General features: G+C 58.9%; 13 protein-coding genes. 5 read left to right on the top strand and 8 right to left on the bottom strand.

Annotated elements, in window-relative coordinates; all coding sequences use genetic code 11:
• Positions 1-250: 250 nt before the first annotated feature.
• The 7 genes from Q6A48_RS20940 to rplM all read right to left on the bottom strand — a co-directional run bounded on the left by Q6A48_RS20940 (position 251) and on the right by rplM (position 5126).
• The gene (locus Q6A48_RS20940) at positions 251-661 is read right to left on the bottom strand and encodes a ClpXP protease specificity-enhancing factor (RefSeq protein WP_304556139.1); all 411 of its coding nucleotides are present in this window, start codon (positions 659-661) and stop codon (positions 251-253) included.
• 16 nt (positions 662-677) lie between these two features.
• Complete coding sequence (locus Q6A48_RS20935) at positions 678-1295, bottom strand: glutathione S-transferase N-terminal domain-containing protein (RefSeq protein ID WP_304556138.1); 618 nt, start codon at positions 1293-1295, stop codon at positions 678-680.
• 152 nt (positions 1296-1447) lie between these two features.
• Entirely contained in the window at positions 1448-2230 is a 783-nt protein-coding gene (locus Q6A48_RS20930; RefSeq protein WP_304556137.1) for a cytochrome c1, read from the bottom strand.
• The gene (locus Q6A48_RS20925; RefSeq protein WP_304556136.1) at positions 2230-3441 is read right to left on the bottom strand and encodes a cytochrome b; all 1212 of its coding nucleotides are present in this window, start codon (positions 3439-3441) and stop codon (positions 2230-2232) included. The genes Q6A48_RS20930 and Q6A48_RS20925 overlap by 1 nt, the downstream gene beginning before the upstream one ends.
• Positions 3441-4034, bottom strand: a complete 594-nt coding sequence (gene petA / locus Q6A48_RS20920; RefSeq protein WP_003205363.1) for a ubiquinol-cytochrome c reductase iron-sulfur subunit — start codon at positions 4032-4034, stop codon at positions 3441-3443. Before petA ends, Q6A48_RS20925 begins: the two co-directional genes overlap by 1 nt.
• A 256-nt stretch (positions 4035-4290) precedes the next feature.
• Positions 4291-4683, bottom strand: a complete 393-nt coding sequence (gene rpsI, locus Q6A48_RS20915) for a 30S ribosomal protein S9 (protein ID WP_003228056.1) — start codon at positions 4681-4683, stop codon at positions 4291-4293.
• A gap of 14 nt (positions 4684-4697) precedes the next feature.
• The gene (rplM, locus tag Q6A48_RS20910; protein ID WP_003205365.1) at positions 4698-5126 is read right to left on the bottom strand and encodes a 50S ribosomal protein L13; all 429 of its coding nucleotides are present in this window, start codon (positions 5124-5126) and stop codon (positions 4698-4700) included.
• Positions 5127-5371: 245 nt separating this feature from the next.
• Here rplM and Q6A48_RS20905 point away from each other — a divergent pair, with 245 nt between their 5' ends.
• Positions 5372-6412 carry an NADP(H)-dependent aldo-keto reductase gene (locus Q6A48_RS20905; protein ID WP_304556135.1) on the top strand — a complete coding sequence of 347 codons (1041 nt, stop codon included), beginning with the start codon at positions 5372-5374 and terminating at the stop codon, positions 6410-6412.
• 131 nt (positions 6413-6543) lie between these two features.
• Here the strand turns inward: Q6A48_RS20905 and Q6A48_RS20900 are convergent, their stop codons facing one another.
• Positions 6544-7680 (bottom strand): acyl-CoA dehydrogenase family protein, encoded by a 1137-nt coding sequence (locus Q6A48_RS20900; RefSeq protein ID WP_304556134.1) that lies wholly within the window; start codon positions 7678-7680, stop codon positions 6544-6546.
• 244 nt (positions 7681-7924) lie between these two features.
• Between Q6A48_RS20900 and Q6A48_RS20895 the strand changes: the two genes are divergently transcribed.
• The 4 genes from Q6A48_RS20895 to Q6A48_RS20880 all read left to right on the top strand — a co-directional run bounded on the left by Q6A48_RS20895 (position 7925) and on the right by Q6A48_RS20880 (position 13255).
• Positions 7925-8821 carry a GlxA family transcriptional regulator gene (locus Q6A48_RS20895; RefSeq protein ID WP_304556140.1) on the top strand — a complete coding sequence of 299 codons (897 nt, stop codon included), beginning with the start codon at positions 7925-7927 and terminating at the stop codon, positions 8819-8821.
• Between the two features lie 191 nt (positions 8822-9012).
• Entirely contained in the window at positions 9013-10959 is a 1947-nt protein-coding gene (locus tag Q6A48_RS20890) for a flavin monoamine oxidase family protein (protein ID WP_304556133.1), read from the top strand.
• 180 nt (positions 10960-11139) lie between these two features.
• Positions 11140-12027, top strand: coding sequence for a nitrilase family protein (locus tag Q6A48_RS20885; protein ID WP_304556132.1), 888 nt, complete (start codon positions 11140-11142; stop codon positions 12025-12027).
• A gap of 16 nt (positions 12028-12043) precedes the next feature.
• On the top strand, positions 12044-13255 hold the full coding sequence (locus Q6A48_RS20880; protein ID WP_304556131.1) for a hypothetical protein: 1212 nt from the start codon (positions 12044-12046) through the stop codon (positions 13253-13255).
• The last annotated feature ends 30 nt before the right edge of the window (positions 13256-13285 follow it).

Below are 13285 nucleotides of genomic sequence, written 5' to 3'. Positions count from 1 at the left end.
TTTGAGGTCCATAGGTTTCAGCTCTCTCCAGGGCATGGTCAGATCCTCGCGAAATCGACCATGCCAGTTAAAAACTGTTACCTATGTGCGTGAACTGATTTGTAACCCATGTGGGTGAGTCATACCGGCAAAGCGCTTTTGGTTACTTTTGGCGCTTTTACCAAAAGTGACCCGCCGTAAGGGCGGAACCCTTAGTGGCCGTTACCGAAGAAACGGAGATACACCAACCAGTCAAAAAAACGGCACCCCGCTACTTCACCACCTTCAAGCTCGGCCGACCACTAGGCCGTGGCGGCTCGTCATCCGGTGGCAGGTCTTCGTCCGCCTCGAAGGCGTCCTCGCCGTCCAGCGGTGCCTCGAGCTCGAACACCATGCCCTGGCCATTCTCCCGGGCATAAATCCCCAGAATCGCTGCAATAGGCACATACAGGGTGTGCGGCACACCGCCGAAGCGCCCTTCAAAACTGACGGCATCGTTGTCCATGTGCAGGTGGCGCACGGCAGCCGGCGAAACGTTCAGGACAATCTGCCCGTCATTGGCAAACCCCTGCGGCACCTGCACCGACGGATACTCGGCATTGACCAGCATGTGCGGGGTGCAGTCATTGTCCACAATCCACTCGTAGAGCGCGCGGACCAGATAAGGTCGACTGGAGTTCATAGCGGCTCCTTAAGCCTCAGCGCATGTCGCGTTCGACACCAGACAGACTCGCCTGGAAAGCCTCACGCGCAAATTGACGCTCCATATAATCAAGCAACGGCTTGGCAGGCCGTGGCAGTTCGATACCCAGAATAGGCAATCGCCAGAGTATGGGTAATAGGCAGCAATCCACCAGACTTTGTTCCTCACTGAGGAAGAACGGCTTATCGACAAACAGCGGCGATACGCCGGTCAGGCTTTCACGCAGCTCCTTACGGGCCACGACCCGCGCCGCTTCCTTGGTCCGTGGATCCAGAATCAGGTCCACCAACCCGCACCAGTCGCGCTGGATGCGGTGCATCAGCAAACGACTGTTGGCACGAGCGACAGGGTACACCGGCAGCAAAGGCGGATGCGGGTAACGCTCATCCAGGTATTCCATCACCACGGTCGACTCCCACAGCGCCAGGTCACGATCGACCAGCGTGGGCAGGCTGCCGTAAGGGTTCACCTCGATCAGTTTTGGCGGCTGGCGACCCGCTTCGACGTAGATGATCTCGGCGCTGACACCCTTCTCTGCCAGTACGATGCGTACCCGGTGGGAATAGTGGTCGGCGGGGTCGGAGTAGCAGGCCAACCGATTGGTCACGCCCATGGCGATCCTCCTCGCTTGTTGAAATTATCGAAAAACGGAAAAACGAGCGCGCCCAGAGGGCGCCTCCCGTAACGCCTGGCCGACCAGGCTCGTTACACTTTCAGAGACGCCCTTGGGCGCGCACGATTAACAGCAACGGCTTACAGCATCGATCAATGAACGTCTTTCCAGTATTCACGCTTGAGCAGGTAAGCGAATACGAAGAAGAACGCCAGGTACAGCAATACATACGTACCGATGCGCTGGTGCTCCAGCTTCACCGGGTTGGCCGAGTAGGCCAGGAAGGTCACCAGGTTCTTGACCTTCTCGTCGAACTGCTCAGGGGTCAAGGTGCCGCTGTTCGGCACGATGGTCAACTGATCGCAGGCTTCGTGAGTCAAGGCAGTGCCGGTCAACGGGTCGAATTGCTTCTTGCCGTGCTCGACGATCTGCACCTGCTTGCAGCCTACCACCTGGCGACCCTGCAGGCCGACCAGGACGTTAGGCATGCCGACGTTCGGGAAGACCTTGTTGTTCACGCCCCATGGGCGCGCAGGGTCTTCATAGAACGAACGCAGGTAACCGTAGAGCCAGTCGGTACCACGCACCCGCGCCACCAGAGTCAGGTCGGGCGGCGCAGCGCCGAACCAGGTCTTGGCGTCCGCAGGCTGCATGCCGACGGTCATGTGGTCGCCCAGCTTGGCACCGGTGAACACCAATTTCTCCAGCATCACCTCATGAGGAATGCCCAGGTCGTCGGCCACGCGCTCGTAACGCTGGAACTTGGCACTGTGGCAGCCCATGCAGTAGTTGGCGAACGTGCGCGCGCCGTCCTGCATGGCTGCTTTGTCGGAAACGTCGATATCGACCTTTTCCAGTTCCGGACCACCGTGTTCGGCCGCGAAGGACAGTACAGGCATGGCAGCAAGAATCAGTACAGCAAATAGCTTTTTCATCAGCCAGTCACCCTTTCCGGAACCGGTTTGGTCTTCTCGAGCCTGGTATAGAAAGGCATCAGAATGAAGTAGGCGAAGTACAGGAAGGTGCACACCTGCGAAAGCAAGGTACGCTCCGGTGTCGGTGCCAGTACGCCCAGCACGCCCAGGATCATGAACGAGATGCAGAACACCACCAGCCAGATCTTGCTCAGCCAGCCTTTATAGCGCATCGACTTGACCGGGCTGCGGTCCAGCCACGGCAGCACGAACAGCACGGCGATGGCGGCACCCATGGCGATAACGCCCAGCAGCTTGTCCGGGATCGCCCGCAGGATCGCGTAGAACGGCGTGAAGTACCAGACCGGGGCAATGTGCTCAGGGGTCTTGAAGGCGTTGGCCTGTTCGAAGTTCGGCTTCTCGAGGAAATACCCGCCCATCTCCGGGAAGAAGAACACGATCGAACAGAAGATGAACAGGAAGACCACCACGCCGACGATATCCTTCACGGTGTAGTACGGGTGGAAGGCAATGCCATCCAGCGGTACGCCGTTCTCGTCCTTGTGCTTCTTGATGTCCACGCCGTCCGGGTTGTTCGAGCCGACTTCGTGCAGCGCCAGGATGTGCAGCACCACCAGGCCGAGGATCACGATCGGCAGGGCGACCACGTGCAGGGCGAAGAAGCGGTTTAGGGTGATACCGGAGATCAGGTAGTCACCACGGATCCACTGGGTCAGGTCGTTGCCGATGACCGGGATCGCGCCGAACAGCGAGATGATCACCTGGGCACCCCAGTAGGACATCTGGCCCCATGGCAGCAGGTAGCCCATGAAGGCTTCGGCCATCAGCGCCAGGTAGATCAGCATGCCGAAGACCCACACCAGCTCGCGTGGCTTCTGGTACGAACCGTAGAGCAGGCCACGGAACATGTGCAGGTAGACCACGATGAAGAACGCCGAGGCGCCGGTGGAGTGCAGCAGGCGCAGGATCGAACCGTACTCGACGTCGCGCATGATGTATTCGACGGACGCGAATGCTTCTTCCGCCGACGGGGTGTAGCTCATGGTCAGCCAGACACCGGTGACGATCTGGTTGACCAGGACCAGCAGCGCCAGGGATCCGAAGAAGTAGAAGAAGTTGAAATTCTTTGGAGCGTAATACTTGCTGAGATGGTCTTCCCACATCTTGGTCGCGGGAAAGCGCGCATCAACCCAATCCATTAGTTTGCTCATCACGCTTTCTCCGTATCGACGCCGATGACAATGATGTCGTCGGTCTCATAGGAATGCGGGGGAACTGGCAGGTTCAGCGGTGCGGGCTGCGACTTGTAGACGCGACCGGCCAGGTCGTAGTGGGAGCCGTGGCAAGGGCAGAAATAGCCACCGACCCAATCCTTGCCCAGGTCGGCAGGAGCCACTTCGGGACGGAACGTTGGCGAGCAACCCAGGTGCGTGCAGATCCCGATCAGCAGCAGGACTTCCGGCTTGATCGAGCGCGTTTCAGGGTTGACGTATTCCGGTTGGACCGAGTTCTTGGAGGACGGGTCGGACAGCTGACCCTCGATCTTTTTCAGATTCCCCAGGATTTCCTCTGTACGGCGGACGATGAACACCGGCTGGCCGCGCCATTCAGCAATCATCTGCTGGCCTGGCTCGATCTTGCTGACATTCACTTTCACCGGTGCACCTGCGGCTTTCGCCTTGGCACTGGGAAACCATGACCCCACGAACGGGACCGCAGCCCCCACCGCTCCTGCAGCACCCACCACGGATGTGGCTGCTACCAGGAAGCGACGCCGGCCTGCATTCACGCCGTCATTGCTCATTCAGTCCTCTCCCATCAGCTTTGTGGCCTGTTAGATCAGGCGTCTACTAAGTAAAAATCTGAACTTATAAAAATTTTGCCGAATGGTAATGAAAAGCCCCAATTCTGACAAGGTAATTACCAAGCGGCCAAACCGCTAAGCCTTGTAGTATAGGGGTTCTACGAATGTGGCAAGTTGTCACAGAGCAATTCTTTCGCCCATAAAAAAACGCCCAGCTCCGTGAGGAACTGGGCGCCTTTTGAAAGCGGAAGCGAAATTAACGCTTCGAGTACTGCGGACGCTTACGCGCTTTACGCAGACCGACTTTCTTACGTTCGACTTCACGAGCGTCGCGAGTCACGAAGCCGGCTTTGCGCAGGGCGCTACGCAGGGTTTCGTCGTAGTCCATCAGGGCGCGAGTGATGCCGTGGCGGATTGCGCCAGCCTGGCCACTTACACCACCACCGATAACGGTGACGTAGATGTCGAATTTTTCGACGGTCTCGGTCAGTTCCAGCGGCTGACGAACTACCATGCGGGCAGTTTCGCGGCCGAAGAAGTTATCCAGGGAGCGGTTGTTGATGGAGATGTTACCAGTGCCCGGACGCAGGAAAACGCGTGCGGTTGCAGTCTTGCGACGGCCAGTGCCGTAATTTTGAGTCGCCGACATAATGAACTATTCCGTTAAAACTTCAGTTCTTGGGGCTGCTGAGCAGTATGAGGGTGAGCAGCGCCCGCATAAACCTTCAGCTTACGATACATGTCGCGACCCAGCGGGTTCTTAGGCAGCATGCCTTTAACCGCGGTCTCGATCACGCGCTCAGGGGCCTTGGCGATCAGCTTTTCAAAGTTGATCGACTTGATGCCGCCAGGAAAACCGGAGTGGGAGTAGTACATTTTGTCAGTGGTTTTAGCGCCAGTAACACGTACTTGCTCAGCGTTGATCACGACGATGTAGTCGCCGGTGTCAACGTGAGGGGTGTACTCAGGCTTGTGCTTGCCACGCAGACGGCTCGCGATTTCGGTGGCCAGACGACCCAGGGTCTGACCAGCAGCGTCGACGACGAACCAGTCGCGCTTTACTGTTTCCGGTTTAGCAGTAAAAGTTTTCATTCTTTATAGCCTCAGGGGCCGCCCTGTAAATTAGACGGCGGATCTTACTGAATAGTGCGTACTTTGACAAGTCAAAGGCAGCCGGATACAGACGCTTTCGGGGGCTCGGGTCGGCGCGTCCGTTCAACGGCAAGATTCTTCGGCGGCGGGGCATCACTTCCACTGCAGAAAGAGGTGCGCAATTATGCAGATTGCGAAAACTTTTTCAACCTGCTTTTATGATTGTTTTGCCCAAGGAGGTCCCGATGGACTATCGCCAGCTAGGCCGTACCGATCTGAACGTGAGCGCCCTGTGCCTCGGCACCATGACCTGGGGTGAGCAGAACAGCGAGGCCGAGGCCTTCGCCCAGATCGAGCGCGCCAAGGCCGCCGGCATCAACTTCATGGACACCGCCGAGATGTACCCGGTGCCGCCGAAGGCCGAGACCTACGCCACCACCGAGCGCTACATCGGCAATTACTTCAAAAGCCGCGGCGACCGCGCCGACTGGATCCTGGCGAGCAAGATCGCCGGCCCCGGCAACACCATCGACTACATTCGAGACAAGAATCTCAAGCATAACCGCCGGCATATCGTCGAGGCCGTGGATGCCAGCCTCAAGCGCCTGCAGACCGACTGGATCGACCTGTACCAGCTGCACTGGCCGGAACGCAGCACCAACTTCTTCGGCCAACTGGGCTACCAGCACAAGGCCGACGAGGACTTCACCCCGCTGGAGGAAACCCTCGAAGCCCTGGACGAACAGGTCCGCGCAGGCAAGATCCGCCACATCGGCCTGTCCAACGAAACGCCCTGGGGCACCATGAAGTTCCTCGCCCTGGCCGAGGCCCGTGGCTGGCCGCGGGCGGTGTCGATCCAGAACCCCTACAACCTGCTCAACCGCAGCTTCGAGGTCGGCCTGGCGGAAATCGCCATTCGCGAACAGTGCGGCCTGCTGGCCTACTCGCCCCTGGCTTTCGGCTTCCTGTCGGGCAAATACGAAGGCGGCGCACGGCCGGCCAAGGGTCGCCTGACGCTGTACAGCCGCTTCACTCGCTACTTCAACGCGCAATCGGAAGCCGCCTGCAGCCGCTACGTGGCGCTGGCCCGGGAGCATGGCCTGGACCCTGCCCAGATGGCCCTGGCGTTCGTCACCCAGCAGCCGTTCGTGACCAGCAACATCATTGGCGCCACCACGCTGGAGCAACTGGACAGCAACATTGCCAGTTTCGACCTGAAGCTGTCGGACGACGTCCTGGCGGGGATCGAGGCGATCCACAAGGACCAGCCGAACCCGGCGCCTTGATTCCATAGGCCCCGTTCGCGAGCAAGCTCGCTCCCACAGGGGTTCGATGTTGATCACGAAATAGCGATCAGACACGAATCCTCTGTGGGAGCGAGCTTGCTCGCGATGGCGACCTCGAACTCATCAGCCCATCAAAGCGACCGCGCAACGATCTCCTTCATGATCTCGTTGGTCCCGGCATAGATCCGCTGCACCCGCGCATCCGCCCACGCCCGGGCAATCGGGTATTCCCACATGAACCCGTAGCCGCCATGCAACTGCACGCATTCGTCGAGCACCTTGCATTGCAGGTCGGTGCCCCAGTACTTGGCCATCGCCGCCGTCGGCACGTCGAGCTTGCCCTGCAGGTGCAATTCCAGGCAACGGTCGACGAAGACCCGGCCGATCTGGATCTCGGTGGCCATTTCCGCCAGCTTGAAGCGGGTGTTCTGGAAGTCCGCGATGGATTTGCCGAACGCCTTGCGGTCGCGGGTGTAGTCGAGGGTCCACTGCAGCGCCGCCTCGGCCGAGGCCAGGCCACCGATGGCGACGGTCAGGCGCTCCTGGGGCAACTCCTGCATCAGGTAGGCGAAACCCATCCCGGCTTGCCCGAGCAGGTTTTCCTTCGGCACGCGGACATCCTGGAAGAACAACTCCGACGTGTCCTGGGCCTTCATGCCGACCTTTTCCAGGCGCTTGCCCTTCTCGAAACCCGGCGTACCCGCCTCCACCAGGAACAGGCTGGTGCCCTTCGCGCCCGCCTTCGGGTCGGTCTTGGCGACGACGATCACCAGGTCCGCCAGGAAGCCATTGGTGATGAAGGTCTTCGAGCCATTGATGACGTATTCATCGCCCTCCAGCACCGCCGTGGTCTTCACGCCTTGCAGGTCGGAACCGGCACCCGGCTCGGTCATGGCAATGGCCGTGACCATCTCGCCGGACACCAGCTTGGGCAGGTACTTGAGCTTCAGCGCTTCGCTGCCGTAATGCAGGATGTAGGGCGCGACGATGTCGGAATGCAGCGAGAAGCCGATCCCGGTCAGGCCCAGGCGGCCGATCTCCTCGATGACCACCGTGCTGTAGAGGAAGTCGGCCTCCAGACCGCCATACGCCTCGGGGAGATGGGAGCACAACATGCCCGCCTCCCCTGCCTTGTTCCAGAGCTGGCGATCCACGTGCCCCTGTTTTTCCCATTGGCTGTGATAGGGCACGGCTTCTTTTTCGAGGAAGGTTCGTACGCTGTCACGAAACAATTCGTGCTCGGGGCTGAACAGGGTTCTGGGGATCATGGCGCACCTTTGGTTATTGTTCGACGTGGTTATCCGACAGAGCCTAAGCCTGCGAGGAATGACAGGACACTGGACACATCCGACAAAAAATAAGACGATCCAGCCGTTTGGTGACCACTTTCCCCTATAAAAATAAAGATGAATTATGTCCATGCACGTCTCCACGCCCTTGCGGCGCGTCAGCATCCTGGCAATCGACCGGGTCTTCGCCTTCACCCTCATGCAAGCCAAGGATTTCTTCTACCTGGCCAGCCTGCGCTACGGCAAACAGCTGGGCCTGGGCCTGACACCGGCGTTCGAAATCCGCCTGGTCAGCCCGGATGGCAAGCCGGTCAACAGCTTCAGCGATGTAATCATGCCGGTGGACGGCGGCCTGGAGGACACCGACGTCATCATCCTTCCGGCCTTCTGGGATGATTTCGAGGCGTTGTGCCAGCGCTATCCCCAGATCCTGCCCTGGCTGCGTGAGCAGCACGCTCGCGGCGCCGTGCTCTGCGGCGAAGCCACCGGGGTGTTCTGGCTGGCCGAGGCCGGGCTGCTCGACGGCAAGGAGGCGACCACCTACTGGCGCTTCTTCAATGCCTTCAAGGAGCGCTTCCCCCAGGTCCATCTCAACCAGGACAAGCACCTGACCGACGCCGACAACCTGTTCTGCGCCGGCGGCACGACCTCGGCCTGCGACCTGTACATCTATCTCATCGAACGCTTCTGCGGCGCCAACGTGGCCCAGGCCGTGGCACGGGACATCCTGTACGAAGTGCAGCGCAGCTATTCCCCCGGGCGCATCGGTTTCGGCGGACAGAAGCTGCACCAGGACGTGATCATCCTGCAGATCCAGCACTGGCTCGAAGAACACTTCGCCGACAAATTCCGCTTCGAGGACGTCGCCCGCGAACATGGCATGAGCATCCGCAACTTCATGCGCCGCTTCCAGACCGCCACCGGCGACAAGCCCCTGCACTACCTGCAACGGCTGCGCATCGAAACCGCCAAGGGCCTGCTGTCGGGCAGCCGCAAAAGCATCAAGACCATCAGCTACGAAGTCGGCTACGACGACGCGAGCTTTTTCGCCCGGCTGTTCCGGCAACACACCGACCTGTCGCCGAACCAGTATCGGCAGCAGTTCCAGCAGGCGGCGTGAAGCGGCAGGCGCCTTTCCATGTGGGAGTGAGCCTGCTCGCGCCCACATGTGATGCCCGGTGGAGGGGCCGATCCCTGATTCCTACATAAAAAACGGAATATAGCGAACTCACGGTTGGATTCCGCTCGCATACATCCTTGCCTCAGCACTTCAATATCTTGCCCTGAAATCAGTCTCAGGGAAGATCATCAATGACCATTGGCTCAAGCTATAACTACCCCTCCTCTGTGTTCAAAGAGTTCAAGCGGACCAAGCGCTCGACAGGAAGCAAATGGGCTGCCCGCTTCCCCAATCCACCCGACCTGTGCTTCGACTATCGCTCGCTGGTCGAACAGAAGGACGGCATCGCCAGGGCGACCCAACCACATCATAGAATTTGCATCATCGGCGCAGGCATCACTGGCCTGACCGCGGCCAGAGAACTTTACCGCTGCGGGTTCACCCGGATAACGCTGATCGAGCAATCCAGGCGCATTGGCGGAAGGCATCTCACTGTGCCCGGCAGCAAGCATTCCAGCGCAAGCCACACGCCCTTCGAGATGGGCGCGATGCGCATGCCCTTCTTCAACCGGGTAGACGAACCTGTATTGGAGGGGCGATCGCTGATGGCCTATTACGCCAAGGCTTTTGACTTATCGGTTTCGGATTTTGCCAACCCGGGAAGCCAGGCGGTTCGCTCGACAGGTATCTACCTGCGCGAAGGCAGCCTCGGCGCCGATGACGCGCCGCACATGCAGATCTGGAAGAATGAAGACGGCCAGACCCCGCCACCCGGAAAGGACCTGCAAGGGGTCTTCGCCAAATGGACGGCTTTTGCCGACCGAATGACACGGCAGGTCGCGAAGGTCTATGGCAGTGACGAATGGGAAACCCTATGGGCTGCCATTGTCGCAAAGTACGAAAGCGTGTCCTTTCGTGATCTGGTGAGCATGCCGGCACTGGAAAACTGGGACAAGCACACGCCAGGCGACTTCGGCGGGATGGGGATGTCCGCGCAGGAGTCAGCCATCTTCTACGCGATCGGAATAGGTGATGGCAGTTGGGGAGCCTTCTACGACATATGCTCCCTTTATCCCCTGCGGACGGCCATTTTTGGATTCAGCAGCCACTTGCAATTGATTCATGGACGAGTGGATCCCAATGGCAATCCCCTGAGCTCTCCCTACCTGCATGAGGAGGCAGTCCAGGACTCGTTGGGGTTGGCTTTTGATTCTCCCAGGTACATCGGGCTCGCGGCCTTGAGCGAGTGTCTGTTGTTCATGAACAGCGCTGAAACCGACAAGTCCTTCTACGAACACTGCTTGGCGAGAAAGGATGGCTTGTTACTGGATTCGTCCGTCACCAAGCTGAAAAAACTTACCAACCAAAAGATACGCGTTCATTTCAACCGGAATCATAGCCAGCCCGAGCACATCCAACAGCGCTTCGAGGATTTCGACTCAGTCATCATGACCCTTCCCTCCTGGCTGATCGAAACGCGCCTGGAGCTTGAGGATTTCACCGTGCAGATGCTGCCCTTCGAAATAATCAAGGCGTACAAGACGGCGCACTGGGAAACCAGTTGCAAGGTCTTCGCTCCGTTAAAAAAATCATTTCTTTCAAAGAACCACAAAATTCCCCAGGCCATCGTCACCGACAGTTTCATTCACGACGTCTATACCTACCGCTACAACGAAAACTACAGCTATGACTGCATCCTCTTGAGTTACACCTGGGAGGATGATGCGACGAAACTCGCCTCATTCACCGACAGGGAACTGGTGCGTAAATGCGCCAGGGAACTGGATCGGATACTGATGAAGTGCACCAATATCCAACAACGAATCTCGCCTTATATAGGCCTCGACCAAGCGGTGGTCCAGCGCTGGATAACCGATGAAAATGCGCTGGGTTGCGCCAAGCTGTACCGTCCTGGCACCTATTACGAGGCCGTGAGCCTGATGAAGTACAACAGGGAATACGGCCAACATTCGGGGCTGTATCTATCTGGCGAGTCATTTTCCGTGGATGCCGGTTGGACTGAGCCATGTTTTCGAGGCGCCGTCGACGCCGCCATCCACATCTGCAACAAAACCGACGCGATTTTCAACGGCGGTTTCTCCATGAGCGATTACCCCCACTATAAAACCGGCAGTTGACCTTCCGGGCTCCTGAAGCCGTGCACAGTGTGCACCGGCTTCTGATCGACCGTCCTAACCAGCCATCTTGGGAGACTGCCTACAGGTCAAACAGAAACGCCTGACTTACTGCCGCCTGCGTTTCACCTCTTATGAACACGCCGTTAAACAGCGTGAATAACAATAAGAAGAGGTAACAAAATGAGCGAGCCAACCAGTCCCGTTCGTGTGGCCGTCGTGCAATTCGATCCGCAAGTCGGCGTAGGGCATCGTGAAGAAAACCTGCGCCGCAGCCTTGAGCTGGCCTTGGAGGCCGTGCAGGGTGGCGCGAATCTCATCGTCCTGCCCGAGTTATCGAACACCGGCTATTTTTTTAACAGCCGCCAGGATGCGTTCGAACATTCCGAGCCAGTGCCCGATGGGCCCAGTACACAGGCCTGGGTCGACTTCGCCCGCCTGCACCAGATCTATCTGGTGGCTGGCCTGACGGAACGTGAGGGCATGCGCCTTTTCAATACCGGCGTCCTGGTGGGGCCAGACGGTTTCATCGGCAAGTATCGAAAAGCCCATTTATGGAATCTCGAGAAACTCTGGTTCACGCCAGGGGACCTGGGCTTCCCGGTATTCGATACCCCTATAGGGCGGATAGGGTTGCTGATCTGCTGGGACATCTGGTTTCCGGAAGTACCGCGGATTCTCAGCCAGCAAGGCGCCGACATCATCTGCAGCCTGAACAACTGGGTCTGGACGCCACCGCCCTTGTTCGACGAAGCAGGCAAGTGCATGGCGTCATACCTCACGATGACGGCAGCACATGTGAACAACGTATTCATTGCGGCCGCCAGTCGCATAGGTGAAGAGCGAGGTGCACGTTACCTGGGGTGTTCATTGATTGCGGGCACCAACGGCTGGCCAATCGGCAGGGTGGCATCCGCCGACCGACAAGAAATCCTTTTCGCCGATATCGACCTGACCAGTTCCCGTAGCGCGGCGATCTGGAACAACTTGAATGATCTGCACCGCGATCGTCGCGCCGATCTCTATGATCAGATGCTGGGCTACACCCAGCACCCTTGTCTGCCACGTTGATGAGGGAGCCTGCCCAATGCAAACCACAAGCGAAAAACTCCCGCAACACCAGCCTGCCACCCGATCACCGCAAGATATCGCGATCATTGTGCTGCTGCTCGGCGCGACAGCGCTGGTCATCTGGCTTTCTTTCCTGAACCACACTCACTGGAGCGCCCATTGGCCGGACTACAGCCACCTGGTAGCGAGCCTGCCGCAGCCGGGGGCCTGGTTACGCTGGGTGCTGGGAGATATCAGCGAGGTTGCCTTCTACAAGCATGAATTCGCGTCCATCGGCCTGCTCGCCGGTGCCTACCTGGCATATCGGGCCAATCGCCTGGCCAAGGCTTGGCAAGGTTTTCCCATCAGCTACGGCAGCGGGCTGTGGCCCTGGCTCATCACCAGCTCGCTGATGGGACTCTTGCTGAGCAATCTGATATGGGGCTGGACAGTGACAACCACGGCTTGGCAACCCACCTTCGCGGCGTTCGTTTCATTGCCGGCGGCGATGGTGCTGATGTTTGGCGGCGGTTGGAAAGTGACGATCAATGGCGCAATCATGGGCGCGCTGCTCGTAACCCCGGCGTGTCTATTGATGGTCAATTACGTCTGCAATCCCCTTGGATTGCCGGTCGTGATCGGCAATGTCACCGGCATGGCGATCGCCAGTGTCGGCGCATTCCTGCTCTGTCGCCATCTACCGAACCTGATGAAATCACCTGGCGGCGGCACGCCCTCCGACACACCACCTGCCCCCGTCAGCGCCAATAAGCAGGATTACGGTGTCGCCTGGGGATTGCGTCGGGTGCTGGCAGACTTTTCGGAAGCCCCTTTCTTCGGCAACGAATGGGCGAGCCTGGGCCTGATAGCAGGCGTGCTGCTGGCCTACACCCTGAACCCACTGAGCCCGGCCTATGGCTCGGGCCTGCTGCCGCAACTGATCGGTGCCCAAGCACTGGCCTCGGCACTGGGTATCATGATCTGGCGTCGACAGTGGATGTCGCGCGGATGGTATCCCACCTACATTCCACTGGTGTCCGTCGTGCCAGCGGCGGTCCTGACCTACGGGGGCAGCTGGCTGGTGATGGGATCAAGCGCTTTGCTGGGGGCGTTGATAGCGCCGCCGTTGGCGTGCGCGATTGCCCAAAGGCTGCCCGCCGACATGCACGCCTTCATCGCCAACGTCCTGTCCATGGCGATCAGCACCTTGCTCATCATTCCGTTCATCGGACTCCTGATAGCCCGTTGACCATTCACTCCACGGCTGTACTGCAGCCCT

This window comes from Pseudomonas citrullilanati (assembly GCF_030580855.1).
In the GTDB taxonomy this organism is placed as follows: domain Bacteria; phylum Pseudomonadota; class Gammaproteobacteria; order Pseudomonadales; family Pseudomonadaceae; genus Aquipseudomonas; species Aquipseudomonas citrulli.
Note: the sequence above shows the minus strand (reverse complement) of the source record. Positions and strands in the feature narration are given on the sequence as shown.